At 69.2% G+C, this 26,354-nt stretch carries 23 protein-coding genes; 9 read left to right on the forward strand and 14 right to left on the reverse strand.

Annotated elements, in window-relative coordinates; translation table 11 throughout:
• Positions 1-8: 8 nt before the first annotated feature.
• From QWJ39_RS02280 to pdhA, 3 genes are read right to left on the reverse strand one after another with little or no spacing between them, the layout of a single operon-like run.
• Positions 9-1,649, reverse strand: a complete 1,641-nt coding sequence (locus tag QWJ39_RS02280) for a dihydrolipoamide acetyltransferase family protein (RefSeq protein WP_290256070.1) — start codon at positions 1,647-1,649, stop codon at positions 9-11.
• 2 nt (positions 1,650-1,651) lie between these two features.
• Positions 1,652-2,764 (reverse strand): alpha-ketoacid dehydrogenase subunit beta, encoded by a 1,113-nt coding sequence (locus tag QWJ39_RS02285; protein WP_290256071.1) that lies wholly within the window; start codon positions 2,762-2,764, stop codon positions 1,652-1,654.
• Positions 2,761-3,978: a pyruvate dehydrogenase (acetyl-transferring) E1 component subunit alpha gene (pdhA, locus tag QWJ39_RS02290; protein WP_290256072.1), complete on the reverse strand. Its 1,218-nt coding sequence runs from the start codon at positions 3,976-3,978 to the stop codon at positions 2,761-2,763. The genes QWJ39_RS02285 and pdhA overlap by 4 nt, the downstream gene beginning before the upstream one ends.
• Before the next feature lie 159 nt (positions 3,979-4,137).
• Here pdhA and QWJ39_RS02295 point away from each other — a divergent pair, with 159 nt between their 5' ends.
• Entirely contained in the window at positions 4,138-4,599 is a 462-nt protein-coding gene (locus tag QWJ39_RS02295) for an Lrp/AsnC family transcriptional regulator (protein WP_290256073.1), read from the forward strand.
• A gap of 34 nt (positions 4,600-4,633) precedes the next feature.
• On the opposite strand, the gene QWJ39_RS02300 is transcribed toward QWJ39_RS02295, so the two are convergent.
• The 6 genes from QWJ39_RS02300 to paaA are packed head-to-tail and all read right to left on the reverse strand — an operon-like array spanning position 4,634 to position 9,570.
• Entirely contained in the window at positions 4,634-5,413 is a 780-nt protein-coding gene (locus tag QWJ39_RS02300) for an enoyl-CoA hydratase/isomerase family protein (RefSeq protein WP_290256074.1), read from the reverse strand.
• 44 nt (positions 5,414-5,457) lie between these two features.
• A complete protein-coding gene (gene paaE, locus QWJ39_RS02305) occupies positions 5,458-6,690 on the reverse strand; it encodes a 1,2-phenylacetyl-CoA epoxidase subunit PaaE (RefSeq protein WP_290256075.1) in 1,233 nt (410 codons plus the stop codon).
• Positions 6,691-6,705: 15 nt separating this feature from the next.
• On the reverse strand, positions 6,706-7,278 hold the full coding sequence (gene paaD / locus QWJ39_RS02310; RefSeq protein WP_290256076.1) for a 1,2-phenylacetyl-CoA epoxidase subunit PaaD: 573 nt from the start codon (positions 7,276-7,278) through the stop codon (positions 6,706-6,708).
• Positions 7,279-7,280: 2 nt separating this feature from the next.
• Positions 7,281-8,219, reverse strand: coding sequence for a 1,2-phenylacetyl-CoA epoxidase subunit PaaC (gene paaC, locus QWJ39_RS02315; protein ID WP_290256077.1), 939 nt, complete (start codon positions 8,217-8,219; stop codon positions 7,281-7,283).
• The gene (gene paaB, locus QWJ39_RS02320; protein ID WP_290256078.1) at positions 8,216-8,521 is read right to left on the reverse strand and encodes a 1,2-phenylacetyl-CoA epoxidase subunit PaaB; all 306 of its coding nucleotides are present in this window, start codon (positions 8,519-8,521) and stop codon (positions 8,216-8,218) included. The genes paaC and paaB overlap by 4 nt, the downstream gene beginning before the upstream one ends.
• Positions 8,518-9,570 carry a 1,2-phenylacetyl-CoA epoxidase subunit PaaA gene (gene paaA / locus QWJ39_RS02325; protein WP_290256080.1) on the reverse strand — a complete coding sequence of 351 codons (1,053 nt, stop codon included), beginning with the start codon at positions 9,568-9,570 and terminating at the stop codon, positions 8,518-8,520. Before paaA ends, paaB begins: the two co-directional genes overlap by 4 nt.
• Positions 9,571-9,789: 219 nt before the next feature.
• Between paaA and QWJ39_RS02330 the strand changes: the two genes are divergently transcribed.
• The 4 genes from QWJ39_RS02330 to QWJ39_RS02345 all read left to right on the forward strand — a co-directional run bounded on the left by QWJ39_RS02330 (position 9,790) and on the right by QWJ39_RS02345 (position 16,398).
• Positions 9,790-10,914: an LCP family protein gene (locus QWJ39_RS02330; protein WP_290256081.1), complete on the forward strand. Its 1,125-nt coding sequence runs from the start codon at positions 9,790-9,792 to the stop codon at positions 10,912-10,914.
• A 25-nt stretch (positions 10,915-10,939) separates the two neighbouring features.
• The gene (locus tag QWJ39_RS02335; protein ID WP_290256082.1) at positions 10,940-13,180 is read left to right on the forward strand and encodes a S9 family peptidase; all 2,241 of its coding nucleotides are present in this window, start codon (positions 10,940-10,942) and stop codon (positions 13,178-13,180) included.
• Positions 13,181-13,301: 121 nt separating this feature from the next.
• Positions 13,302-13,970, forward strand: coding sequence for a peptidoglycan-binding protein (locus QWJ39_RS02340; RefSeq protein ID WP_290256479.1), 669 nt, complete (start codon positions 13,302-13,304; stop codon positions 13,968-13,970).
• A 7-nt stretch (positions 13,971-13,977) separates the two neighbouring features.
• Positions 13,978-16,398, forward strand: coding sequence for a hypothetical protein (locus QWJ39_RS02345; protein WP_290256083.1), 2,421 nt, complete (start codon positions 13,978-13,980; stop codon positions 16,396-16,398).
• A gap of 127 nt (positions 16,399-16,525) precedes the next feature.
• Here QWJ39_RS02345 and QWJ39_RS02350 read toward each other — a convergent pair whose 3' ends face one another.
• Both QWJ39_RS02350 and pta read right to left on the reverse strand, forming a co-directional pair.
• Positions 16,526-17,686 (reverse strand): acetate kinase, encoded by a 1,161-nt coding sequence (locus tag QWJ39_RS02350; protein ID WP_290256084.1) that lies wholly within the window; start codon positions 17,684-17,686, stop codon positions 16,526-16,528.
• A 10-nt stretch (positions 17,687-17,696) separates the two neighbouring features.
• Entirely contained in the window at positions 17,697-19,823 is a 2,127-nt protein-coding gene (gene pta, locus QWJ39_RS02355; RefSeq protein ID WP_290256085.1) for a phosphate acetyltransferase, read from the reverse strand.
• 91 nt (positions 19,824-19,914) lie between these two features.
• Here pta and QWJ39_RS02360 point away from each other — a divergent pair, with 91 nt between their 5' ends.
• From QWJ39_RS02360 to QWJ39_RS02370, 3 genes are read left to right on the forward strand one after another with little or no spacing between them, the layout of a single operon-like run.
• Positions 19,915-20,397, forward strand: coding sequence for a hotdog fold thioesterase (locus QWJ39_RS02360; RefSeq protein ID WP_290256086.1), 483 nt, complete (start codon positions 19,915-19,917; stop codon positions 20,395-20,397).
• Between the two features lie 15 nt (positions 20,398-20,412).
• Positions 20,413-21,762: a phenylacetate--CoA ligase PaaK gene (gene paaK / locus QWJ39_RS02365; protein ID WP_290256087.1), complete on the forward strand. Its 1,350-nt coding sequence runs from the start codon at positions 20,413-20,415 to the stop codon at positions 21,760-21,762.
• A gap of 44 nt (positions 21,763-21,806) precedes the next feature.
• The gene (locus tag QWJ39_RS02370; protein WP_290256088.1) at positions 21,807-22,409 is read left to right on the forward strand and encodes a TetR/AcrR family transcriptional regulator; all 603 of its coding nucleotides are present in this window, start codon (positions 21,807-21,809) and stop codon (positions 22,407-22,409) included.
• 21 nt (positions 22,410-22,430) lie between these two features.
• Here QWJ39_RS02370 and QWJ39_RS02375 read toward each other — a convergent pair whose 3' ends face one another.
• The 3 genes from QWJ39_RS02375 to paaZ all read right to left on the reverse strand — a co-directional run bounded on the left by QWJ39_RS02375 (position 22,431) and on the right by paaZ (position 25,734).
• Positions 22,431-22,733, reverse strand: coding sequence for a hypothetical protein (locus tag QWJ39_RS02375; RefSeq protein ID WP_290256089.1), 303 nt, complete (start codon positions 22,731-22,733; stop codon positions 22,431-22,433).
• Positions 22,734-22,852: 119 nt separating this feature from the next.
• Positions 22,853-23,260 carry a VOC family protein gene (locus QWJ39_RS02380; protein WP_290256090.1) on the reverse strand — a complete coding sequence of 136 codons (408 nt, stop codon included), beginning with the start codon at positions 23,258-23,260 and terminating at the stop codon, positions 22,853-22,855.
• Positions 23,261-23,622: 362 nt separating this feature from the next.
• Positions 23,623-25,734 carry a phenylacetic acid degradation bifunctional protein PaaZ gene (gene paaZ / locus QWJ39_RS02385; protein ID WP_290256091.1) on the reverse strand — a complete coding sequence of 704 codons (2,112 nt, stop codon included), beginning with the start codon at positions 25,732-25,734 and terminating at the stop codon, positions 23,623-23,625.
• Positions 25,735-25,920: 186 nt separating this feature from the next.
• Between paaZ and QWJ39_RS02390 the strand changes: the two genes are divergently transcribed.
• Positions 25,921-26,337, forward strand: coding sequence for a hotdog fold thioesterase (locus tag QWJ39_RS02390; RefSeq protein ID WP_290256092.1), 417 nt, complete (start codon positions 25,921-25,923; stop codon positions 26,335-26,337).
• Positions 26,338-26,354 lie beyond the last annotated feature (17 nt).

The following is a 26,354-nucleotide window of genomic DNA, read 5'->3' on the forward strand; positions in this document are numbered from 1 at the left end:
ACCGGCGCTTAGAGATCCGCCAGCACGGCTCCCGGGTTTTCGATCGCGTCCGCGACGTAGCGCAGGAAGCCGCCCGCGGTGCCACCGTCGCAGACCCGGTGGTCGAAGGTGAGCGTGAGCTCGGTGACCTTACGGACGGCGAGCTCCCCATTGACCACCCAAGGCTTGTCGATAATCCGGCCCACACCGAGGATCGCCACCTCGGGGTGGTTGATGATCGCCGCGGAGCCGTCGACGCCGAAGACGCCGTAGTTGTTCAGCGTGAAGGTGCCGCTGCCCAGTTCCGCCGGGGTCGCCTTGCCCTCGCGCACGACGGCGGTGAGCCGGCGGATCTCGGCGTCCAGCCCACGGGCGCTGAGCTTGTCGGCGTTCCGGATGGACGGGACCATCAGGCCGCGGTCCGTCTGCGCGGCGAACCCAAGGTTGACGCCGTCGAACCCCACGATCTCCTGGCCTGTCCCGCCGTCGGCATCGCCGGTGGTGACGATCCGGGTGTTCAGCTCCGGGTACTTCCTGAGCCCGGCGGTGACGAACCGGGCGATGAAGGCGAGCAGGCCAGGGGTGTGGTGCGGGTCGGCCTTCTTGAGGCCGGCGCGCAGCTCGACCAGCGCGGTCGCGTCCACGTCCACCCAGACGGTGGCCTCCGGGATTTCCGAACGGCTGCGGCTCATGTTCGCGGCGACGGCCTTGCGCACGCCGCGCACCGGCGTCCGGCCAGTGATGCCGAGCCCGGTTCGGGAGTCGGTCCCGCCGGCGGAGGTAGTTTCCGGTGTTGAGACCGGTGCGGTCTGCGATGCGGTCACGGCTTGCTCCTCGGCCGGCGCAGGCTTGATGGCCGCCTCGACGTCGCGCCGCATGATCATCCCGCTGGTCCCGGAACCTTGGAGTCCCCCCAAATCAACCCCATGGTCCCGGGCCATCCGCCGCACCAGCGGGGAAATCACTGCCCCCAGCTTCCCGGGCACCCGGGTCCGCATGAGGATCAGCTCATCGGCGGCCTTCTCGGCCTCCGAAACCTGAACAGCCCCGGCTTCGGCCCCGGAGGCCCGCTTCGGAGCCCGCGTCCGCCGGGCCACCCCATGCCCGCCCGGCGTCCCGTACCCAATGAGCACGTTCCCGGACCCGGCCTTCTCCTCCTCGCGGTAGGCCTCGGCCGCAGCGGCGGAAGGTGAGGCTGAAGCAGCAGGTGAGTCAGCGACGGCGGAAGGTGCGTCAGAAGCAGGCCCAGCCGACGCAGGCAATGCCGCCCCGGGAGTGGCATCGGGCCTTCCGGAGCCGGACGGCATGCTGCTTGCAGCAATGCCGTCCGGCGAAGGGGCGGGGGCGGCATTGCCTGTGGCGGCCCCACCAGCGGCCCCACCGGAAGCAGCGGCCCCGGAAGCAGCAGCACCCGAAGCAGCAGCACCCACGGGAGTCACGGAAATCAGCGGCTTCCCGACGTCGAGCGTCTGGCCGGGCTCGCCGTGCAGCACGGCGACGGTGCCGGCGTACGGCGAGGGGACCTCGACCATGGACTTGGCGGTCTCCACCTCGGCGATGGGCTGGTCGACGCGGATTTCGTCACCGACGGCCACGAGCCAGTGGACCAGTTCGGCTTCGGTGAGGCCTTCGCCGAGGTCGGGCAGGAGAAATACTTTCGGTTCGCTCATGGTCAGTCTTCCCACTGGAGGTCGTCGACGGCGTCGAGGATGCGGTCCACGCCGGGCAGGTAGTAGTGCTCGAGTTTGGGCGCCGGGTAGGGCACGTCGAAGCCGGTGACGCGCCGGATCGGGGCGGCGAGGTGGTGGAAGCAGCGTTCCTGGACCCGGGCCACGATCTCGGAGGCGACGGAGGCGAAGCCGTGGGCCTCGGCGATGACGACGGCGCGGCCGGTCTTGCGGACGGAGGCGGCGACGGTTTCGTCGTCGAACGGGACGATCGAGCGGACGTCGATCACCTCGAGGGAGCGGCCCTCCTCGGCGGCGGCCGCGGCGGCGGCGAGCGCGGTGGGGACCGAGGGGCCGTAGGCAATCAGGGTGGCGTCGGTGCCGGGGCGGGCGACGGCGGCGCGGCCCTCGGAGGAGGTGCCGCGTGCGGCGTTGGCGTCGTGTTCGGCCCGGAGCGCACCCAGATCCACCTGGTCCTTGGACCAGTAGAGCTTCTTGGGCTCCATGAACATGACCGGGTCGTCGGAGTCGATGGCCTCGCGGAGCATCCGGTACCCGTCGGCCACCGTGGCCGGCGTGTAGACCTTGAGACCGGCGGTGTGGGCGTAGTAGGCCTCGGAGGAGTCGCAGTGGTGCTCGACGCCGCCGATGCCGCCGGCGTAGGGCACCCGGATCACGATGGGCAGCTTCAGGGCACCCTTGGTGCGGTTGTGCATCTTGGCGACGTGGCTGACGATCTGCTCAAAGGCCGGGTAGGCGAACGCGTCGAACTGCATCTCGATGACGGGACGCATGCCGTTCATCGCCATGCCAACGGCCATGCCCACGATCCCGGATTCGGCCAGCGGGGTGTCGAAGCAGCGGTTCTGCCCGAAGGTGGCCGTCAGCCCATCGGTGATGCGGAAGACGCCGCCGAGCATGCCGACGTCCTCGCCGAAGACCAGAACGGAGTCGTCGGCGCGCATGGCGTCGGCCATGGCGGTGTTCAGGGCCTTGGCCAGCGTGAGGGGCTGGGGCCCGGTCTGCTCCGCTTCAACCGCGGCCTTCGCGGCGGCGCGGGCGGTGGCGGCGCTGACGTTGCCGTTGGCCTCGGAGGAGGTGGTGACGGTGGGGCTCATCGTGCGGACTCCTCGGAGGTTGCTGCGGCGTCGCGGGCCAGCTCGTCGGCGAGCTGCGCGGACTGTTCCTTCAGTTGCGGGGTGGGGGTGGAGAAGACGTAGGAGAAGAGGTCCTGCGGGTTCACCGGGACGTCCTCCCCCAGGCCCTCGCGGAGCTGGGCGGCGACCGCCTCGGCGCGGTCGGCGATCCGGGCGGCCCCGGCGTCGTCAAGCAGTTCGCGCTCCGTCAGGTAGGTCCGCATCCGGGTGAGCGGGTCCTTGGCCAGCCATTCGGCCACCTCACTGTCCTGGCGGTAGCGGGTGGCGTCGTCGGCGTTGGTGTGGGCCTGCATGCGGTAGGTGTGGGCCTCCACCAGCAGCGGGCCGGAGCCTTCGCGGGCCAGCTTCACGGCCCGGCCCAGCACGGCGAGCAGCGCCACCAGGTCGTTGCCGTCCACGCGCTCGCCGGCCATGCCGTAGCCCACGGCCTTGTGCGCGAGCGATGGCGCCACCGACTGGTGCGCCAGCGGCACAGAGATGGCGTACTGGTTGTTCTGGACGAAGAAGATCACCGGAAGGTGGAAGACGGCGGCGAAGTTCAGGGCCTCGTGGAAGTCCCCCTCGCTGGTGGCGCCGTCGCCGCACATGGCGAGGACCACGGTGTCCTCGCCGCGCAGCTTGGCCGCGTGGGCGACGCCGACGGCGTGCAGCAACTGGGTGGTCAGCGGCGTGCACTGGATCCCGACCTTGTGCCTGGCCGGATCGTAGCCGCCGTGCCAGTCGCCGCGGAACAGCGTCATGGTCTGGACGGGGTCCACGCCGCGGGCCATCACGGCCACGGAGTCGCGGTAGGTGGGGAAGATCCAGTCGCCCTCGGCGAGGCAGAGGGCGGCTGCCACCTGGCAGGCTTCCTGGCCGTGGCTGGAGGGGTAGACGGCCATCCGGCCCTGCCGGACCAGGGCGGAGTTCTGGTCGTTGACCCGGCGTCCGACGACGAGCTCTTCGTAGGCGGCGAGCAGCTCCGCATCGCCGGGGAGTCCGTATTCGTGGCCGGGCTGCGCGCCCTGCTCGGTGTGCGCGTTCGGCGTCCCGTCCGGGCTCACCATCTGGATCGGGTGCCGGGCGGGCAGCATGTAATCCTCGACCGTGATCCCGAACTTGCGTACCGCCTCGCTGGCGGCGCTGCCCTGCCGGGTCTCGGATTCCTGTGCAGCGGAGTCCGCGGAGATCGTCATTGGTCCGTCCTTCTGTAGCCACTATTCGCACCAAGTATGCTTCCAAGGGCGCTTTCGTATCCACACCCGGGCTTAATCGTGGAGACTTCATCCCAAACGGCTTACTCTTGAAGACAAATCGTAAGTGTGAGCTGGGTTACCGGCGGGAGTTGAAGACAAATGGCAGGAACCGAATCTGAGCAGGCGGTGCCGCTGGACGAGGTGGACCGGAGCATCATCGCCGAGTTGACCCGAGACGGGCGCATGTCCGTGACCCAAGTGGCCGAAAACGTGCACATTTCCCGGGCCCACGCCTACTCGCGCATCTCCCGCCTGACCGGCGAGGGCGTGCTGACCAAGTTCACGGCCCTGGTGGACCCCATCAAGGCCGGACTGAAGTCCTCCGCCTACGTGACGCTCAAGGTGCGGCAGCACTCCTGGCGGGAGCTCCGCGAGCTGCTGCGGGCCATCCCGGAGGTTCACCACATCGCGTTGGTTGGCGGGGACTTCGACGTCATCCTGCTGGTGCGGGCCGTGGACAACGTGGATTTGCGCCGGGTGATCTTCGACCAGCTGCAGTCCATGCCGGGGGTGCTGGACACCCAGACGTTCCTGGTCTTCGAGGACCTGGACACACGCTGACGCAGGAAGTGGTGGGAATCGCCGGCGGCCCGGGTCAGCCCTTGAAAACCGGGCTTCGTTTCTCCTGGAAGGCCAGGAAGCCCTCGGCGTAGTCCTCGCTCTTGCAGAGCCGGGCCTGCTCGGAATTCTCCTCCGCCATGGACTGCCAGAGACCCAGCCGCTGATCGCGGATGTGGGCCACCAGCTCCTTGCTGGCGGTGAAGGCGCCGGTGGGCCCGGCGGCGACCTTGGCAACGATGCCGCGGGTGGTTTCCAGCAGCTCCTCCGCCGGGAGCGCCCGGCTGAAGAGCCCCTGCGCCACCGCCTCGGTCCCGGAGATCAGCTCGGCGGTGTAGATCAGGTCCAGGGTGCGGTGCATCCCCAGCCGTTCGGTGAAGTACCAGTGCCCGCCGGAGTCCAGCGTGGCGCCAAGCTTGGCAAACGGCGAGCCGAACTTCGCATTCTCCGCCACGTACACCACGTCCGAGGCGAGCAGCAGTCCCAGTCCCACCCCCAGGCAGGCGCCCTGCGCTGCGGCGAAGGTGGGCGCCGGGAAGGCGCTCATCTTCTCCATCAGCGGCTGCACCAGGCCGCCGAGATAGGCCTCGGCGTCGTCGTTCGCGGGAGTAACGCCGGCGATGTCCCGGCCCGCGCAGAATGCCCGGCCCTCGCCGCGAAGCAGCAGCGCCCGCACCTCGCCGCGCGCGGCGGCGGCCGCGGCGTCGTCGTAGGCCCGGTCCAGGTCCCGCAGTGCCTGCTCGTCGAGTGAGTTCAGCTTCTGCGGGGCGTCCAGGACGACCTCGGCGACGCCGTCGGCGATGGTCAGGGAAATCATGCGGCTCCTAGGCATGGAAGGGCAGACGGGGAAATGTGGCGGGTTTAGACGTCGAAGTCGACGGTGACACTGGGGGTGGTGGGGTGCGACTGGCAGGTCAGCACGTACCCCTTATCCAGTTCGTCCTGTTCCAGCGCGTAGTTCTCGTCCATCGTGACGGACCCCGTGACCACTTTGGCCCGGCAGGTGCCGCAGACGCCGCCGGCGCAGGCGAAGGGGACATCCGGTCGGACCCGGAGCGCGGCGTTGAGGATGGACTCCCGGGCGTGGGTGGGGCTGGCCACCTCGCCCTGCAGCCCGTCGAGGGTGAAGGTGATCTTGTAGGTTTCCTGGGATTCGTCGGCCACCACCGGCCGGCCAATGTTGCCCTCAGGACGGTCCGGCTTGCCGGAGGTGAACAGCTCGAAGCGGATGTGCTCGGGCTTGACCCCGCGGGCGGCGAGGGTGTCGCGGCACAGCTGTACCAGTTCGAACGGGCCGCAGAGGAACCATTCGTCCACGTCGTCGGCGTGGATGGCGGTGCCCAGCAGCGCCTCGAGCTTCTCGGCATCAATCCGGCCACTGAGCAGCGGGGCGATCCGCTGCTCGCGGGAGAGCACGTGGTGCAGGGCCAGCCGGGACGGGTACTTGTCCTTGAGGTCCGCGAGTTCCTCCAGGAACATCACGTCCATGGCCGCCTTGTTGGCGTAGATCAGGTCGAACCGGGTGTCCGGGTGCGCGGCCAGCAGGGTCCGGGCGATAGCGATCACGGGGGTGATGCCGGAGCCGGCGGCGATCGCCACGAAGTTCCCGGCCTCGCCGGCGAGCTCGGTTTCCAGCTCCTGCGGACGGTTCATGGACGTCATGAGGTTTTGTTCTTGGCCGTCCCGGCCGTGCTTTGAGACGAACGCGCCCATCGGGCTCATCACGTCCAGCACGTCCCCGGCCTTGAGCTCGGCATTGGCCCAGGTGGAGAACAGGCCGCCCAAGTCCTTCTTGATGGCCACGCGGATCTCGCTGCTGCCGTCCGCGAAGCTGCGCGGCTCCGCGCAGATCGAGTAGCTGCGGCGGATCTCGAGCGGTTCCCCGGCGGCGTCCGGAAGTGTGGTGCGCAGGGCAACGTACTGTCCGGGCAGGTAGTCGAACTGGCCGGCGAGTTCGGCCGGGACGGCGAAGGTGACCTCGATCGCGTCGTCGGTGAGCCTGCGGACCTGGTCCACGGTCAGCGGGTGGAAGGACGCACGACGGCGGCCGGTGGCTGCCGCCGTCTCGGCGGCGGTCTGGCGGACAACGGTCATGGTTGCACCTGTTCCTTACAAGACTTTGAAGTAATCGAACGGTTCCTTACAGTCCAGGCAGACGTAGAGCGCCTTGCAGGAGGTGGAACCGAAGCGGGTGAGTTCCTTGGTGTGCAGCGAGGAACACTGCGGGCATTTCACGGCCAGGCTCAGCCGGACCGGGCCGGAGTGGCCGCCGGCGCGGGAATGGCCGGAGGGCGGGGCGATGCCATACTGCTCCAGCTTGGCCTTGCCCTCCTCGCTCATCCAGTCGGTGGTCCAGGCCGGGGACAGCACCAGGTCCACGTCGACGCGCGGGTAGCCGGCGGCGTGGAAGGCCGCGGTGAGGTCGTCACGGATGGTGTCCATGGCCGGGCAACCCGAGTAGGTGGGCGTGATGGTGACCCGTACCGCCGGGACCATGCCGCCGTCGCCCGCGTCCGGTTCCTTCGCCACTTCGACATCCCGGAGGATGCCGAGATCGGCGATGGTCAGGACGGGGATTTCGGGATCGCAGACGGTCGCGGCAAGGTCCCAGGCCTTCTGCTCCGCGGACTTCGGGCTGGGGGCAGCGTCCGCCGTCGGGTGGCTGAGGTACATCTCGGCCATGGTTACCAGCTCGCTCCGGGATGCTCGCGGGCCAGGACCTGCATCTCGGCGAGCAGGTAGCCCAGATGTTCGGAGTGCAGGCCGCGGCGGCCGCCACCGGGGGCGGGCTGGACCTTCGGGACCTCGAGCTCGGCCTCGGCCAGTACCTCTCCGGTCAGCCGGTCGAAGTCGGCGCGCAGGCTGGAGGGCTGGACGGCGACGCCGGCGTCGCTGAGCCGGCCGGTGAGTTCGTCGTCGCGGAACAGTTCGTCAACGTAGGGCCAGACCACGGCCAGGCCATGGATCATCCGGGCCCGGGATTCCTCCGTGCCGAGGGCCAGGCGCAGCACCCACTGGGCGCTGTGGTCCCGGTGGTAGTCGACTTCCTTGACCGCCTTCGCGGCGATGCCGGCGATCATGGCGTCGCTGGACTGGGCGAGCCGGCGGTAGAGCTCGAACTGGTAGTAGCTGACGGCGAACTGCCGGGCGATGGTGACGGCGAAGTCGCCGTTGGGCTGTTCGAAGAGCTGCACGGAGCGGAACTCGTGCTCGCGGCGGAAGTAGGCCAGGTCGTCCTCGCTGCGGCCGTCCAGGCCGCCGGCATAGGTCAGGAAGGAACGGGCGTGGCCCAACTGGTCCAGGGCGATGTTGCCCAGGGCGATGTCCTCTTCCAGCTCGGGAGCGCGGGAGATCCAGTGGCTCAGGCGCTGGGCGAGGATCAGGGCGTCGTCGCCCAGGCGCAAGGCCAGCTCGGCGGCATCCGCGTCCGGTGTGGCGGTGCCGCGGCTGACGGCGAGGGCGATGTCCTCGGGGCGGAGCGCGTTGCCGGGGGTGATGCGGGTCGCGCTAGCCATGCCGTCGCCGCCCGCGCCCGCACCCGCGACGCCGACGGAGATTTCTCCGTGGCCGCCGTCATGGTCCGTCGCCGAGGCGTTGGTGGTGACTGCTTCGGGGGTGCTCACAGGTGCTTCACGCCCTCGCTCTTGGTGTAGTAGGTGGCGTGCCGGTAGTCCTTGCCCTGGGGGGACTCGAAGAAGGAGCCCTTGGCGTCCGGATCGGAGGAGGCGATGGCCTCGGCCGGGACCACCCAGATGGAGACGCCCTCATTGCGGCGGGTGTAGAGGTCGCGGGCGTTTCGCAGCGCCATTGCCGCATCCGGGGCGTGCAAGGATCCGGCGTGGACGTGGGACAGTCCGCGGCTGGAGCGGACGAAGACTTCCCAGATCGGCCAGACATTGCCGGCATGGGGTTCGGGGGTTGTCATGCGACTTCCTTCGCTGCGTTCTTCTTGGCCTGCTTCTCGGCGTAGGCCGCTGCGGCCTCGCGCACCCAGGCGCCGTTCTGGTGGGCTTCGCGGCGCCGTTCCAGGCGCTGGGCGTTGCACTGGCCGCGGCCGGCGATGACCTCGTGGAATTCATCCCAGTCCAGCGGGCCGTGTTCCCACTTCTTCGTTTCCTCGTTGAAACGGATGTCCTCGTCCGGCAGGGTCAGGCCCAGGACCTTGACCTGCTCCATCATCATGCCGACGAAGCGGTTGCGGAGCTCGTCGTTGCTGAAGCGCTTGATGTTCCAGGCCATGGACTGCTTGGAGTTGGGCGAGTCGTCATCCGGCGGGCCGAACATCATCAAGGCCGGGGCGTACCAGCGGTTCACGGCGTCCTGGGCCATCTGCTTCTGCGCGGGGGTGCCGTGGGAGAGTTCCAGCAGGATCTCGAAGCCCTGGCGCTGGTGGAAGGACTCTTCCTTGCAGACCCGGACCATGGCGCGGCCGTAGGGCCCGTAGGAGGCACGGCACAGCGGGACCTGGTTGGCGATTGCGGCGCCGTCGACCATCCAGCCGATCGCGCCCATGTCCGCCCAGGTGCGGGCAGGGTAGTTGAAGATGGAGGAGTACTTGGCCTTGCCGTCCATCAGGTCCTGCATCATCTGGTCCCGCGGCTGGCCGAGGGTCTCGGCGGCGGAGTACAGGTAGAGCCCGTGGCCGGCCTCGTCCTGGACCTTGGCCATCAGGATGGACTTGCGCTTCAGGCTGGGGGCGCGGGTGATCCAGTTCGCCTCCGGCTGCATGCCGATGATTTCGGAGTGCGCGTGCTGGGAGATCTGCCGCACCAGGGTCTTGCGGTACGCCGCCGGCATCCAGTCGCGGGGCTCGATCCGGGAATCGTCCGCCATCACCTTGTCGAAGTAGGCCTGGCCTTCGGCATCACGGCGGGCCGCGTCCTCGGGGCTCATTTCGTGCCGGCTCTCGAGCCGTGAATCGTGCCGTGCCGGCGAAGGCTCGGCGGGCACTGACTGCAGGGTCTGCGATGCCATGGTTGCTCCTATGCGTTTCCGATAAATAATTACCGACCGTTCGTTCAGGATATGCGGAAGGTTCGGAGCGCGTCAAGCACCGGGCGCCACGGCGCAGGCGTGTTTCCGGGCCGGGCCGAGAGCCGGTGGTAGCGTCTGCACCACGCGGACCGGCAGTGCGCCCGGGCCGTGAGGACCACTCCGCGGCACCGGCAACGGGCCGCGGTGGAAGGGGGCGACGTGAACGACGATGTTCAGGGCGGACAGGGAGATTGGGCCGGCAGTACAGGTGGGGCTGGCGGCGCGGCTGCCGCGGGTACAGGGGCCGGTGCCGGGCCGGGCGCGGTTCTTCGACGGCGGCGCATCCTGCTGATCGGCGGCGCGGCACTGCTGGTGGCGGTGCTGGCGGTGGCCGCCATCTGGTTGGGGCGTCCCCAGCCCGAGACCGTCCGGCCCGCCGCGCAGCCGACCCCCACGCCGTCGCCGTCGGCCTCCCCCAGCCCTACCCCCTCCCCCACTCCCACGCCGGAGCCGCCGGCGACCGACCTCAACCTCCTGATCATCGGCAGCGACAGCCGGGTCAACGCCCGGGCGGACGCGGTCGCGGGCGCGCCGTCGGACCAGCGCGGCGACGCCCTGATCTTCGTCCACCTGCCCGCGGACCGGCAGCACGTCTACAGCATCTCCATCATGCGCGACCTCTGGGTGGACATCCCGGACCACGGCCAGGCCAAGGTCAACGCGGCCCTGGAACTCGGCGGCATCGCCCTGCAGACCAGGACGGTCGAGGCCCTGCTGCAGACCCACATCGACCACACGGTGATGGCCGACTTCGAAGGGTTCGCCGCCCTGGCGGACGCCGTCGGCGGCATCGACGTGGACGTGACGCTGCCGTTCACCTCCACCCTGGAATCCGGCCACACGTTCACACCCGGGATCAACCACCTCACCGGCCCGCAGGCCCTGGACTTTGTCCGCGAGCGCAAAGCCTTCGCTGACGGCGACTATCAGCGGGTCCGGGACCAGCAGACCTTCCTCAAGGCGGTCCTCGCCAAGGCGGTGGGCAGCGGCGACCTGGCGGACCGGGCCACGACGCGCGCCTTCGTCACGGGCGTCCTGCCGCACGTCTCGGTCACCCCGGGACTTACCTTGGAAACCCTGGAACGGCTCTCCTACAGCATGCGTGGCACCCCGCCCGGGAACGCCGCCTTCTTCACGCTGCCGACGGCGGGAATAGGCACCAGCACGGACGGGCAGTCGATCGTGCTGCAGGACCCGGCGGCCACCGCCGAGGTGGCTGCCGCGCTGGCGGCCGGGACCCTGCCGGACTACATCGCCGCGCACGGTTTACAGAACGGGAACTGACACCGGTCACGGGTAGATTGGGTCCATGACTGAGACTCCCGCCGCCGGCAGCCCATCCGCCCCCGCCCAGGCCGCTCCGCAGCCGCCCGTCGCCCGGAAGGTTCCCACGCTCCGCACCCACCACGGGGATGTGTTCGAGGACAACTACGAGTGGCTGCGGGACAAGGAATCCGCCGAGGTTGTGGAGTTGCTGAAGGCCGAAAACGCCTACCAGGAGGCCGTCACCGCGCACCAGGAGCCGCTGCGCCAGGCCATCTTCGAGGAGATCAAGGGCCGGACCCAGGAGACGGACCTCTCAGTACCCAACCGCAAGGACGGCTGGTGGTACTACACCCGCTCGGTCGAGGGCAAGGAATACGGCATCCAGTGCCGCGTCCGCGCCCAGGACAGCGGCGACCCGGTGGCGGACTGGACGCCGCCCGCCGTCGAGGTCGGCGTCGCCATCCCCGGCGAGGAGGTCCTGCTCGACGGCAACATCGAGGCCGAGGGCAAGCCGTTCTTCTCCATCGGCGGCGCCGCCGTGACCATCGACGGGAACCTCTACGCCTACGCCGTGGACAACGCCGGCGACGAACGCTTCACGCTGCGGATCAAGGACCTGCGGACCGGCGAACTGCTGCCGGACGTGATCGAGAATGTCTTCTACGGGCTCTCCTTCTCCCCCGACGGCACCCGGATCTTTTACACCGTGGTGGATGCCTCCTGGCGGCCCTACCAGGTCAAGGCCCACGTCCTCGGCACCCCCGTGGCGGAGGACGAGGTGATCTACCAAGAGGACGACGTCGCCATGTGGCTCGGTTTCGAGCTCTCCGCGGACCGCCGCCACCTGGTCCTGGGCATCGGCTGCTCCGAGTTCAGCGAGACCCGGCTGCTGCGCTTCGATGACCCCGGCGCCGGCCTCACCACCGTCATCTCCCGCGACGAACGCATCCTCTACGAGGCCGAGCCGTTCCTGCTCGCCGACGCCTCCGGCGCCCCGCGCGAGACCATCCTGCTGACCCACAACAAGGACGCCATCAACTCCATGGTGTCCCTGGTTGACCCGGCCCAGCTCGCCAAGCCGGTCGCGGAGCAGCACTGGCAGACCGTCGTCGCCCACTCCGACGATGTCCGCGTCAACGGGGCCGGCGTCACCGCCACCCACCTGGTGCTCTCGATCCGGAAGGACACGATCGAACGCGTTCAGGTGGTGCCGCTGGCCGGGCTCGGTACGCCGGAGCAGGCGCCCGCCGTGGAACCGGCCTTCGACGAGGAGCTCTACACCGCCGGGGTCTCCGGCTCCGACTACGAGGCACCGGTGATCCGGATGGGCTACACGTCCTACTTCACCCCGTCCCGCGTCTACGATTTCGTGCTGCCGACGCCCGAACGCCCCGCCGGCGAGCTGCTGCTGCGCAAGGAAAGCCCGGTGCTGGGCGGCTACTCCGCCGCCGACTACGTCGCCACCCGGGAATGGGCGGAGGCCTCCGACGGCACCCTGATCCCACTCTCGGTGCTGCGGCACGCCTCCGTGGCGAGGGATTCCAGCGCGGCCGGCCTGGTGTACGGCTACGGCTCCTACGAGATGAGCATGGACCCCAGCTTCGGGATCGCCCGGCTCTCGCTCCTGGACCGCGGAATCGTGTTCGTGATTGCGCACATCCGCGGCGGCGGCGAGCTGGGGCGGCACTGGTACGACGACGGCAAGAAGCTGCACAAGAAGAACACGTTCACGGACTTCATCGCCGCAACGGACTGGCTGGCCGGCTCCGGCTGGGTGGACCCGGCCCGGATCGCGGCGATGGGCGGATCGGCCGGCGGACTACTGATGGGCGCCGTCGCGAACCTGGCGCCGGAGAAGTACGCCGCCATCGTCGCCGCCGTCCCGTTCGTGGACGCGCTGACCACCATCCTGGACCCGGAGCTGCCGCTCTCGGCCCTGGAGTGGGAGGAGTGGGGCAACCCGATCACGGACCCCGAGGTGTACGCGTACATGAAGTCGTACACGCCGTATGAGAACGTCCACGCCGCGGCGTACCCGAAGATTGCGGCCGTGACCTCGTTCAACGACACCCGGGTGCTCTACGTTGAGCCGGCCAAGTGGGTGCAGCGGCTGCGGGAGGTCAACACCGGCAGTGAGCCGATCGTGATGAAGATCGAGATGGACGGCGGCCACGGCGGCGCGTCCGGCCGGTACGTGCAGTGGAAGGAACGGGCCTGGGACTACGCCTTCGTCGCGGACTCCCTCGGCGCCACGGAACTGCTGCCGGGGGCCGGGCTGAAGTAACCCGGCCGGGTGGTAGCAAAAATTCATCACCATGCTTACTATTGAGCGTCGTTAGGTGCCTTGGGGACACTGCCCGCTGGGGCAGCAGAACCGGCGCCGGGAAATGGAGCCAATCGTGAGCATGGAATCTGCCGCCAACGGACTGTCCGATGAGGAACTGATGGCCGAGGGCGCCACCGCGCTGCCTGACAAGGAAGTCGCCTCCGTCCTGGACCTCAATGCCGACCTCAACCTTGGCATCAGCGCCGCGGCGCCGATCGACCTCGGCGTCGCGGCGAACGCCAACGTGGCCGCCCCGATCGACGCCGCCGCCTCCGCCAACGTCCTCTCCTTCGGCTCCGGGTCCCAGGCCCTGGCCGATCAGGGCACCCTCATCACCCAGGGCATCACCGGCGATGCCACTGCGCACTCCGTCCAGGACAGCGGTATCGACCAGGGCACCGCCACCCCGACGGACACCACCGGCACGACAGACCCCGCCGGCACCACCGCCGCCACGGATCCGACCACCACCACGACGGCCGACCCGACCGCGGCCGGCGCCCTGAACGGCAACCTGCTCAACGTCGACGTCAACCTCGACGCGAACGCCGGCATCGCCGCGCCGATCAACGGCGCCGTGGCCGCCAACGCCAACGTCGCCGCCCCGATCGACGCCGCTGTCGCCGCCAACATCGGCTCGATCGACAGCAACGCGACCGCCGTCGCCCAGCAGGACGCCATCATCAACCAGGACATCAACGGCAATGCCACGGCCGGGGCCGAGCAGCAGTCCACCCTGAAGCAGTAATCGGTCCATGACTAGCGTGGAGGGCGGGCCGTCCACCCAGGACGGCCCGCCGGCTCCTGCCCCCGGCCCTTCCCCTTCCGCCGGTACCCTTCCGCCGCCAGCGCTGGCCGACGGCGTTCAGCTCCTGGGCGAAACCAAGGGCTCCGGATATAAGCAGGCCCCTTCCCTGGTCCGGCGTGCCGACGGCCAGACCATCCAGCTGACCAGACTCCTCTACCTGGTGCTTGAGGCCGTGGACGGCCGACGCGGTCTCGAGGAGATCGCCGCCCACGCCGGGACGGCCGCGGGCAAACCGATCAGCGCTGCCAACGTGCGGACCCTGGTCGATCAGCAACTGCTGCCGCTGGGGCTGTTGCGGCTGGCGGACGGCTCGCAGCCGGAGGTCCGCAAGGCCAACCCGCTGCTGGGCATGCGGTTCCGCTATTCGGTGACGGACCCCGAACGCACCCGGAAGATCACGGCACCCTTTGCCACCCTCTTCAACCCGCTGATCGTCGTGGCGGTGACCGCCGCCTTCCTGGCGATCTGCTGGTGGCTCCTCATGGTCAAGGGCCTCGCCTCGGCCACGCACGAGGCCTTCGCCAACCCCGGGCTGGTTCTGCTGATCTTCGTGGTCACCGTCCTGTCCGCGGGCTTCCACGAGTTCGGCCATGCGGCCGCCGCCCGCCGCGGCGGCGCCACACCCGGGGCCATGGGCACCGGGCTGTACCTAATGTGGCCGGCCTTCTACACCGACGTCACCGATTCCTACCGGCTGGGACGGGCCGGCCGGATCCGCACCGACCTCGGCGGCCTCTACTTCAACACCATCGTCGCGGTGGCCATCATGGGCATTTGGTGGGCCACCGGCTTCGATGCCCTGCTCTTAGTGGTGGTCACCCAGATCCTGCAGATGGTCCGCCAGCTCATGCCCATGGTCCGCTTCGACGGCTATCACATCCTTGCGGACGCCACCGGTGTGCCGGACCTCTTCCAGCGGATCAAGCCCACCCTGCTGGCCCTGATTCCCTGGCGCAAAGCCGACCCGCAGGCGCAGCTGCTTAAGCCTTGGGCCCGCGCCGTCGTCACGATCTGGGTCCTCGTCACCGTCCCGTTGTTGTTGGTCTTCAGCCTGGTCACCATGGTCCTCACGCTTCCCCGCGTGGTGGGCACTGCCTGGGACAACGGCGTCAAACAGCAGGCCGCACTCGCCCACAGCCTGGCCACCGGCGACCCCACGGATGCCGCCGTGCGGGTCCTCGCACTGATCTGCATCGCACTGCCCGTGGCCGGCATCCTCTACATCCTGATCCGGCTGGGCCGGCAGCTCATCACCGGGCTGTGGCAGAAGACCCGCGGCAAGGCCTGGCAGCGCGGCGTGGCCCTCGCCGCGGTTGCCGCCGTCGCGGCGGGCCTCGCCTGGGCATGGTGGCCCGCCGGAGGGACGTACCGGCCCGTCCAGCCCTACGAACGCGGGACGCTGACCGACGCCACCACCGCCATCTTCCCCACCACCACCGGGCGCGACCTGAAGCAGGGCCAGGCGGGTCGGACCGTGGCGCTCTGGCCGCAGGGTGCCCGCAAGCCCACCCGGGAAGAACCGCAACTGAGCATGGTGTTGGTTCCGCGGGCTTCTTCGACGTCTCCCGGCTCCGGCCAGTCCGGGGCGGCGGCGCCGTCGTGGGTATTCCCCTTCGATAAGCCGGCCGCCCCCGACGACGCCGGGAACCAGGCCCTCGCCGTGAACACCACGGACGGGTCGGTTTCCTACGACGTTGCCTTCGCCTTGGTGTGGGCCGACGACGGCGCGGACGTGCTGAACACCAACGAGGCCTACGCGTTCGCGAGCTGCAAGGACTGCGCGGCCGTGGCGGTGGGCTTCCAGGTGGTCCTGATTGTGGGGCAGGCCGACGTGGTGGTGCCGCAGAACCTCTCGGCCGCCGCGAACTACAACTGCGTCCGCTGCCTCACCTACGCCCTCGCGAACCAGCTGGTCCTGACACTGGACGGACCGCTGAGCTCCGATGGCATGGCCAAACTGAACGCGTTGTGGCAGCAGATCGCCGACTATGGCCGGAAACTGCAGAACGTGCCGCTCTCGGAGATCCAGGGGACGCTGGAGGGCTTCAAGAAGCAGATCATCAACGTGGTGCAGAACGACCCCAGCGCCAAGCCGCGCGGGGCGACGGCAACGGCTACGGCCTCTCCGGGTGGGACGGGCACCCCGACGGCGCCGGCAACCGCTTCCCCGGAGGCCACACTGACGCCGACCACCGGCACCACGGAGCAGCCCACTCCGGGTGCGACGGTCGCGCCCGGACCGGCCGAAACGACCGTCCCGGATGCCACGGTCTCGTCCGACCCCAGCCAGCCGGCCGGCGACGCCGTCGCACCCGCCCCGGTTGCGACGTCGGCCGCCCCTACGGGCACAGCCGCACCGTCGCCGTAAGGGGCTGAGCCGGGACCAATTGCCAGCGATGGTCGCTATGGAACTCCCATAGCGGCCATTTCTGGCAAGTCGACGGCTTCACTTCGCGAACGTTCCAGCGGGACCTAGCCGAGAAACGCCCACGGACCTACCGGGAAGCGGAGACGACGGCGGCGGTCGCCTCGGCGATGGCGCGTTCCTCGTCCGTGGGGACCACCAGCACCGGGATGGCGGACTCCGGCGTCGAGATCACCCGCGGTTCCTTCGAGCGTTCCCGGTTCAGGGCGGTGTCCAGTTCGATGCCCAGCGCGCCGAGCCGTTCGGCCACGAGGTTCCGGAACTGGTGGGAGTTCTCGCCGATCCCGGCGGTGAAGACCAGCGCTCTCGCCCCGCCGACGGCCACGTGGTAACCGCCGATGTACTTGGCCAGCCGGTAGGAGGCCACCGCGAGCGCCATGGCGGCCTTCGCGTCCCCGGCCTCCGCGGCCTCCACCACGGAGCGCATGTCGTTGTTCCCGGCCAGGCCCTTCAGCCCGGACTGACGGTTCAGCATGGAGTCGATGTCCTCGGCGGACCAGCCGGCGCGGCCGAGGAAGACCAGGATCGAGGGGTCCAGGTCCCCGGACCGGGTGCCCATCACCAGGCCCTCGAGGGGCGTGAACCCCATCGAAGTGTCGATCGACTTTCCGCCGTGTATCGCGGTGACGGAGGCGCCGTTGCCCAGGTGGGCGATGACGGCGTCGAACTCCTCCACCGGCACGTCCAGCAGGGCCGCGGCACGGTGCGCCACATACTCGTGCGAGGTGCCGTGGAAGCCGTACCGCCGGATGCCGTGGTTGGTGTAGAGCTCATCAGGTACCGCGTACCGCCAGGCGTGCTCCGGCAGGGTGCGGTGGAAGGCGGTGTCGAACACGGCCACCTGCGGCAGATCCGGCCACTTCTTCGCGATGGCCCGGATGCCCAGGACGTTGGCCGGGTTGTGCAGCGGCGCCAGCGGGTTGAGCCGCTCGATGGCACGGGTGATCTCGTTGTTGATCAGCTCCGGCTCGGCAAACCGCTCGCCGCCGTGCACCACGCGGTGGCCCACGGCGTCCAGGGCCCGGTCCCCCAGCGCCTCGTGGATGGCACCGTCGACCAGTTCCAGCGCCTCCGCATGGTCCCGGGGACCCTCGACGGCGCCGTCGCTGCCACCGCCGTTGCCCATGCCGATCCGTTCCACCAGCCCTTCGGCCAGGACGCTGCCGGCCTCCACGTCACGGACCTGGTACTTCAGCGACGACGAACCGGAGTTGATGACGAGCACGAGCACGGGGGGCCTCCTAGGCCTGGGCGTCGACGGACTGAGCGGGCTGGGGCACTTCGTGTGATGCGGCTGCCGGCACGGACTGGGCCTGGATGGCGGTGATCGCGACGGTGTTCAGGATGTCGTCCACCGTGCAGCCGCGCGAGAGGTCGTTGACCGGCTTGCGCAGGCCCTGCAGAACCGGCCCGACGGCGACCGCCCCGGAGGACTGCTGCACCGCCTTGTAGGTGTTGTTGCCGGTGTTCAGGTCCGGGAAGATGAACACCGTCGCCTGGCCGGCCACGGTGGAACCCGGCATCTTCGACGCCGCGATGGAGGCGTCGACGGCGGCATCGTACTGGATGGGGCCTTCGACGGCCAGGTCCGGACGGCGGTCGCGGACCAGCTCGGTGGCCTTCCGGACGGCCTCCACCGCCTCGCCGGACCCGGAGCCGCCGGTGGAGTAGGACAGCATCGCCACCCGCGGTTCGACGCCGAACTGCGCGGCGGTCTCGGCCGAGGCGAGGGCAATGTCCGCGAGCTGTTCGACGTTCGGCTCCGGGTTCACGGCGCAGTCGCCGTAGACCAGGACCCGGTCCGGCATCAGCATCAGGAACACGGAGGAGACGATCTTGACGCCCTCGCGGGTCTTCACGAACTCCAGCGCCGGCCGGATGGTGTGCGCCGTGGTGTGGGCGGCGCCGGAGACCATGCCGTCCACCACGCCCAGCTGAACCATCATGGTGCCGAAGTAGCTCTCGTCCTGCATCACCTCGAGCGCCTTCGCCAGGTCCACGCCCTTGTGCGCGCGCAGCTCGGCGTACTTCTCCGCGAAGCCCTGGCGCAACTCCGAGGTGGCCGGGTCCACGATGTTGATCCCGGACAGGTCGATGCCCTGGGTGGCGGCGAGCTCGCGGACCTCGGCTTCGCGGCCCAGCACGGTCAGGTCGCAGACGTCGCGGCGGTGCAGGATCTCCGTGGCCCGCAGGATCCGCACGTCCTTGCCCTCGGGCAGCACGATATGGCGACGCTGGGAGCGGGCCCGTTCGATCAGGTCGTGCAGGAACCGCAGCGGCGTCATCCGCTCCGGCCGGGGCAGGTGCAGCCGCTCGAGCAGTTCGGCCTCGTCCACCTGCTTGGACCAGAGGCCCAGCGCGGAGGCCACCTTGCGGCGGTGCCCGGACCAGATCTCGCTGCGGACCTCCGAGACACGCTTGGCGGTCACGTAGGTGTCGTCCGGGGCGGCGAAAATCGGGAACGGCGCCTGCGCCAGCAACGAGTAGATGGTGGGGTCCGGGGCCAGCCCGCCGGTAAGGATGAGCGCGGACGGGACCGGGAACTCGGGCGAGAACGATGAGGCCAGGCAGGCGACCAGCACGTCGGCGCGGTCGCCCGGGACGATCACCAGGGCGCCGTCGTCGAGCACGTGCAGGAAGTTCGCCACGTTCATGGCCGCCACCTTCACCGAGTGCACGTCCCGCTCCAGGTCAGGCAGACCCGCCACCTGGCCGAGGCCCAGGGCGGAGGCCACCTCGCCGGTGGTGGGCCGGGCGATGTCCTCCAGCTCCGGGAAAACGTAGACCGGGCGGCCGGACGCGCCGGGCCGGACCGCGGCCGCGATCCCCTCCAGGTCCTCCGGCTCGGCGCGATTGACCATGATCGCCAGCAGCGTGCAGCGCTCGGCAATGAGCTCCTTGCGGGCCACCTCGACGGCGTCGGCGGTCTCCGCCACGGTGCGACCCTTGGCCCCCACGACGGCGACGACGGGTGCCGACAGGTTGTTGGCGAGCCGGGCGTTGAGGTCGAATTCGACGGCGGCGTCCTGGCCGGTGAGGTCCGTGCCCTCGATGATGATCACGTCGCAGTGCCGGCCCATCTCGGCGAAGATCTCGACGCAGCGGGAGTCGATTTCCTCGCGCCTGCCCTCGGCGAGGAGGCTGCGGACCTCCTCGAAGGTCAGCCCGCTCCGGCACCGGGCGTCGTCGAGGTCGAAGCGGGCCTTCATCAGCGAAACCATGGGGTCGACGTCGGCGTGGCCGTGGACGACGGGTTTGAAGAAGCCGATGCGGTCCGCGTGCCGGTGCAGCGTGTCCGCGAGGCCCAGGGCGACGAGGGACTTGCCGGATCCCGGCGTGGTTGCGCTGACGTAGATTCCCTTGGCCATGTGTCCCAGCATACTTACACCCCTTGACAGCGGGGCCCGCGATGGGATTACCTAATGAACATTCGGTAAATAAAGCTGGAGGCAACGACGCATGGCTGAACTGACAATTCCGGGGAAGACCCACCCGCTCCTGAACAACGACTATGCCTCCGAGTGGATGGGCATCGAAGTCCTCGAACTCGCCGACGGCCACGCCACACTGCGGATGCCGCTGCGCCAGGAAATGCTCAACGGATTCGGGATGGCCCACGGCGGAATGATCTTCGCCTTCGGGGACACCGCCTTCGCCCTCGCCTGCAACCCCGCCGAACCCGGGCCGCATGACGAGGGGACCATGACGGTGGCCTCCGGCGTCGACATCAACTTCATCAAGTCCGCCTACCGCGGCCAGGTCCTCACCGCCGTCGCCAACCGCCGCGCCAGCACCGGCCGCAGCGGCATCTACGACGTGCAGATCTACGCCGCCGACCCCGACGCCGTCGACCTCACCGCTGAATCCACCACCATCCCCGCCGGCGCGGGAGAACTCATCGCCGAGTTCCGCGGCCGCAGCCGCACCATCTCCAAGAAATAGAAACGTAGGACGCAGATGACCACCCCCACCGCTGAATCCGCCCTCGCCACCAGCGACGCCGTCCTGGACCGCGAAGAAACCATCTCCCGCGACGAGCTCGAGGCCCTTCAGCTCTCCCGGCTCCAGCACACCGTGGCCTACGCCTATGACCGCGTCCCGCTGTACAAGCGGAAGTTCGACGAGGCCGGGGTGCACCCCACCGACCTGCGCGAGCTTTCGGACCTGGGCAAGTTCCCGTTCACCACGAAGGAAGACCTCCGCCTGGAGTACCCGTTCGGCATGTTCGCGGTGCCGCAAAACGAGGTGGCACGGATCCACGCCAGCTCCGGCACCACCGGCCGTGCCACGGTGGTCGGCTACACCAAGCAGGACCTCGCCGACTGGGCCAAGCTCGTGGCCCGCTCGCTCCGCGCCTCCGGCGTCCGTCCGGGCATGAAGGTCCACAACGCGTACGGCTACGGCCTGTTCACCGGCGGCATGGGCGCCCACGCCGGCGCCGAGGCCCTCGGCTGCACGGTCATCCCGATCTCCGGCGGCCAGACCGAACGCCAGATCCAGCTCATCCAGGACTTCGAGCCGGACGCCATCCTGGCCACGCCCACCTACCTGCTGACCATCGCCGACGCCATGATGAAGCAGGGCATCGACCCGGCCTCCACCTCGCTGAAGTACGCGGTGCTCGGGGCCGAGCCGTGGACCGAGGAAATGCGGCACGAACTCGAGGTCACCATGAACCTCAAGGCCTGCGACATCTACGGCCTCTCCGAGGTCATGGGCCCCGGCGTCGCCGGCGAGGCCGTCGAGACCCAGGACGGCAGCCACATCTGGGAGGACCACTTCCGGCCCGAAATCATCGACCCGTTCAACCCTGCCGTTGGCGTCGAGTCCGTGCTGGGCGACGGCCAGCACGGCGAACTGGTGTTCACCTCGCTGACCAAGCAGGCCCTGCCGATCATCCGCTACCGCACCAAGGACCTCACCCGGCTGCTGCCCGGCACGGCGCGTCCGGCGCACCGCCGCATGGGCCGGATCACGGGCCGCAGCGACGACATGATCATCCTGCGCGGCGTGAACCTCTTCCCCTCCCAGATCGAAGAAATCGCGCTGCGGATCCCGGAGCTCAGCCCGCACTTTCAGCTGGAACTGACCCGTCCCGAGGGCCAGCGGATGGACCAGCTCACGGTCAAGATCGAACGACGCGACGCCGTCTCGGTGGAGAGCAGCGCGACGGCGGCGAAGGTTCTGCAGCAGCAGATCAAGATCCACGTCGGGTCCTCCTGCGCCGTCGACGTCGTCGAGCCCGGCTCCCTGGAGCGCTCCAACGGCAAACTGCGCCGGATCTACGACATGCGCCCCAAGGGCTGAGAACCGCCCGAACCACTCCGGCCCGGCATGAGAAACTAGCGAGTATGCCCACAACAGCATCCACCAAGCGCGGCCGGCCCGGCTACGACCAGCAGTCCGTGCTGATGATCGCCGTCGACGTCTTCAACCGTCACGGCTACGACGCCACGTCGATGGGCATCCTCGCCGAGAACCTGGGCATCTCCAAGTCCGCGATCTACCACCACGTCCCTTCCAAGGGCGACCTGCTGAAGCTCGCGCTTGACCACGCCCTGGGCGGCCTCGAGGCCATCCTGGACCGGCCGGAGGCGCAGACCGGTTCCGCGGATGCCCGGCTGGAGTTCGTACTCCGCGAGACCATCTCGGTGCTGGTGGAACGGCTGCCGTTCGTCACCCTCCTGCTGCGGCTGCGCGGCAACACCGAGATCGAACGGGACGCCCTGGCCCGCCGCCGCACCTTCGACCACAAGGTCGCCGCACTGATTTCCGCCGCCCGCGACGAGGGCTCGCTCCGCCAGGACATCGATCCGCGGACGGTCACCCGCCTGCTGTTCGGCACCATCAACTCGATCGTCGAGTGGTACAAGCCCGGTGGTTCCCTCTCCCCCGAGAAGCTTGCCGACGACGTCATCACCATGGTCTTCCACGGCCTCCACGTCCCGGACTAGCCCTTCCTCCGCGAGGACCTCCTAGCCGGGGATGATTCCCGGGAACCCGCGGACGGCCGCGACCCAGCCCATGTAGGCCAGCACGCCGGACAGCGGGATCACCGCCATCACCAGCACCACGGAGCGGTCCCGCGCCAGGACCAGTGCCGCAAGGTTGGTGAGCACGGCGACGGCCACGACGGCGGCCTGGAACACGCTGTTGGCAAACACCGCCCGGGGCGATTCGAAGAGGGTCCCGGCGCCGGCGAGGTACGTCACCAGATACCAGGACGGGACCAGCCAGAGCGGGAATCCGAGCATTACGACGTCGACGGCGAGGGCCACCCTCCCGGTCCGGGTGGTGGGCCACCAGGTCCTCGTCCCGCTTCGGGCGTTCGGCGGCGTCCGTCCCGGGGCCGGTCCCGCCGTCCCGCCAGCGTGTGCCCGCACCGCCGTCGGCCCGTTTAGAGCTGGTAGTCGGCCGGGCCGGGCAGGTTCTCGTGGATGCAGAGAACGTTGTGCTCGGTGTCCATGAACCAGGCGCACTTCTCTGAGTCCGTAGTGCAGATGTGGTTCTCGGTCTTGAGTCCGGGAAGGTCGTAATCCTGGAACGTGACGCCCCGGGCCTCCATATCCTGAACCGTGCGTTCGATGCCGCTGACCTCAAAGCTGAGAGCGGTGTGCTCGGAGTGCTTTCCGTCCGTGACCGGCATGAGCTGCAGTAGCGGGCCGCCGTCCGAACCGAAGATTTCACTGCCGTCCGCTGCCACGCCGCGGTGCGGGAGTCCCAGGGTGTCCGCATAGAAGTGCCGGGCACGCGCCGCATCATCGACGGGCAGGATGGTTGTGGCTTTGTTGAGTACCAGGGACATGATGCCACCTCCTACGGGCACGATGTTACGCCGGAGAGCGGCTGGAGGGACGGGCACTTCGCCCCCACCCTCCCTCACATCTGGCGGCCCCACGAAGGACGCCCCCTCACGTCTGGCGGCCCTACGACCAACCCTCCCTCACATCAGGCGGCCCCACGACCAACCCTCCCTCACATCCGGAGGGAGGGTTGGGTTATGACGCGCCCGACGTGAGGGAGGGTTGGGTTACGAGACGCCGGACCTGAGGGAGGGTTGGGTTACGACGCGCCCGACGTGAGGGAGGGTTGGGTTACGAGGCGCCGGACCTGAGGGAGCGTCGGGCAAGAAGGCGCCACATCTGAGGGAGCGCTGACAGGGTGGGGCTACTTCTCGACCAGGGTGAGGACGTCGTAGGTGGCCACGATCTCGTCGTTCTGGTTGGTCAGGACGGCGTCCCAGGCCACCTCGCCATATTCGTCGGTCTCGCGCGGGGTGATCTTCTTGGCCGTGAGGGTGACCCGGATGGAGTCCCCGGCGGCCACCGGCGTGATGAAGCGCAGGTTCTCCAGGCCGTAGTTGGCCAGCACCGGGCCCGGGGCGGGTTCCACGAACAGTCCGGCACCCCAGGAGAGCAGCAGGTAGCCGTGCGCCACGATGCCGGGGAAGAACGGGTTGGCTTCCGCCGCTTCCTTGTTGGTGTGGGCGTAGAAGGTGTCGCCGGTGGAGTTGGCGAACGCGGTGATGTCCTCCAGCGTCACCTCGCGCAGCCCGGAGCGGACGGCGTCGCCTATGCGCAGGGTGGCCAGCGGCTTGCGGAACGGGTGCAGCCCCTCGGTCTCGACCGTGAAGTTCCGGTCCGCGCCGGTGTGCCAGACGCCGGTGACGGCCGTGAGCATGTTGGGCGAGCCCTGGACGGCGGTGCGCTGCATGTGGTGCATCACCGAGCGGATGCCGCCGAGTTCCTCGCCGCCGCCGGCACGGCCGGGGCCGCCGTGGACCAGGTGCGGGACCGGGGAGCCGTGGCCGGTGGAGCTGCGGGCGTCCTCGCGGTTGAGCATCAGCACGCGGCCGTGGTGGGCGGCGATGCCGGTGACCAGTTCGCGGGCCACGTCGGGGTCGTTGGTGCAGACCGAGGCGACCAGGGAGCCGCCGCCGCGGGCGGCGAGGCGGACGGCGTCGGCGATGTCGCTGTAGCCGATTACGGACGACACCGGACCGAAGGCCTCCAGCGAGTGGATCTCCTCGGCTTCGGGGTCGGCCCAGCGCAGCAGCACCGGGGACATGAACGCGCCCCCTTCGACGACGCCGACGCTCCCGTCCGCGCTGGTGACCCTCGGGGCGTCGAGGGAGCCGTAGGCCAGCTCACCGCCGGCGTCGAGCATGGACTGGACGGCGGCGCGCACGTCGGCGAGCTGCTCGAGGGAGGCGAGGGCGCCCATGGTGACGCCCTCGGCGCGCGGGTCTCCGAGGACGACGCGCTCGTTGATCCGCTCCCCCACGGCGGCGGCGACGTCGGCGACCAGCTCCTGCGGCACGATCGCGCGGCGGATCGAGGTGCACTTTTGGCCGGCCTTGGCGGTCATCTCGGTGACGAGGGACTTGATGAAGGCGTCGAATTCGGGCGTGCCCTTGACGGCGTCGGGGCCGAGGATGGCGGCGTTGAGCGAGTCCGTCTCGGAGGTGAAGCGGACGCCGCCCTTGACCACGTTGGGGTGGGACTTTAGCGTGTTCGCGGTGGAGGCGGAGCCGGTGAAGGCGACCAGGTCGCGGTAGTCGAGGTGGTCCAGCAGAGTGCGGACGGAGCCGGACACCAGCTGCAGCGAGCCCTCGGGCAGGATGCCGGACTCGTCGATCGCCTTCACCACGGCCGCGGCGACGTAGCCGGTGGGGGTTGCGGGCTTGACGATGGTGGGCACGCCGGCGATGAAGGCCGGGGCAAGCTTTTCGAGCATGCCCCAGACCGGGAAGTTGAAGGCGTTGATCTGCACGGCGACGCCGGGAATTCGCGTGTAGATGTGTTCGCCGGCGAAGGAACCGTCCTTGGACAGGATCTCCATCGGCCCGTCGACCACCACCTGGGAGTTGGGCAGTTCGCGGCGGCCCTTGGAACCGAAGGTGAAGAGCACGCCGATGCCGCCGTCGATGTCGATCATGGAGTCGACCTTGGTGGCGCCGGTCTGGGCGGAGAGGGCATAGAACTCGTCCCGGCGGCCGTTGAGGTACTGGGCGAGTTCCTTGAGCTTGAGGGCGCGCTGGTGGAACGTCAGCCGGCCCAGGGCCGCCTGCCCGGTGGTGCGGCCGTAGTCGACGACGGCGGCGAGGTCCAGGCCCTCGGTGCTCACCCTGGCGAGCAGCTCCCCCGTGCTGGCGTCCAGGACCGGGGCGGCGGAGGCGGCGGCCGCTGCGTCCGGCGTCCACCAGGAACCCCGGACGAAGCTGGGGACGATTTCTGCGGTATCCACGGCGGATGCGGGGGCTGTTGCAGTGGTGGTCATCGTTGACGGGTCCTTCCAACGCGGGGCAAGAGCAGCACGTCCGGAACATTACTGACCGGCCGTTCGGTAATATGACCACAGTACATGACTGAGGCCTGCGGCACACTAGTACCGCGGGACCATTGCGGCCCCGCCCCGGTCCCGTTCCGCTTCCGCCCCACCCCGTCCCGACCCTGAGGAGATCCGATGACCACCCAGCCCGGCGCCAACGAGCCCTGGAAGATCACCCTCGGCGAGCTCGACGAGAAGATGGGCGTGAAGATCGTCGAGGAATCGGTTCAGCGCGTGGTGGCCACCATGCCCGTGGAGGGCAACCGGCAGTCGTTCGGGCTGCTGCACGGCGGCGCCTCGCTGGCCGTGGGCGAGGCCGTCGGCTCCTGGGCCGCGGTGAAGCATGCCAGCACGCTGGGCAAGACGGCCGTCGGCGTCGACGTCTCCGCCACACACCACAAGTCCGCCCGGGAGGGCCTGGTCACCATCACGGCGACGCCCATCCACCTGGGCGGCACCGTCACCACCCACGAGGTGGTCATCAGCAACGCCGCCGGCGAGCGGCTGTGCACGCTGCGGATCACCAACCTGCTGCTGGACCGGAAGGGCTAAGCCGGCCTTTGCCGGGG

It is taken from the genome of Arthrobacter sp. YD4, from assembly GCF_030410515.1.
Classification (GTDB): Bacteria; Actinomycetota; Actinomycetes; order Actinomycetales; family Micrococcaceae; genus Arthrobacter.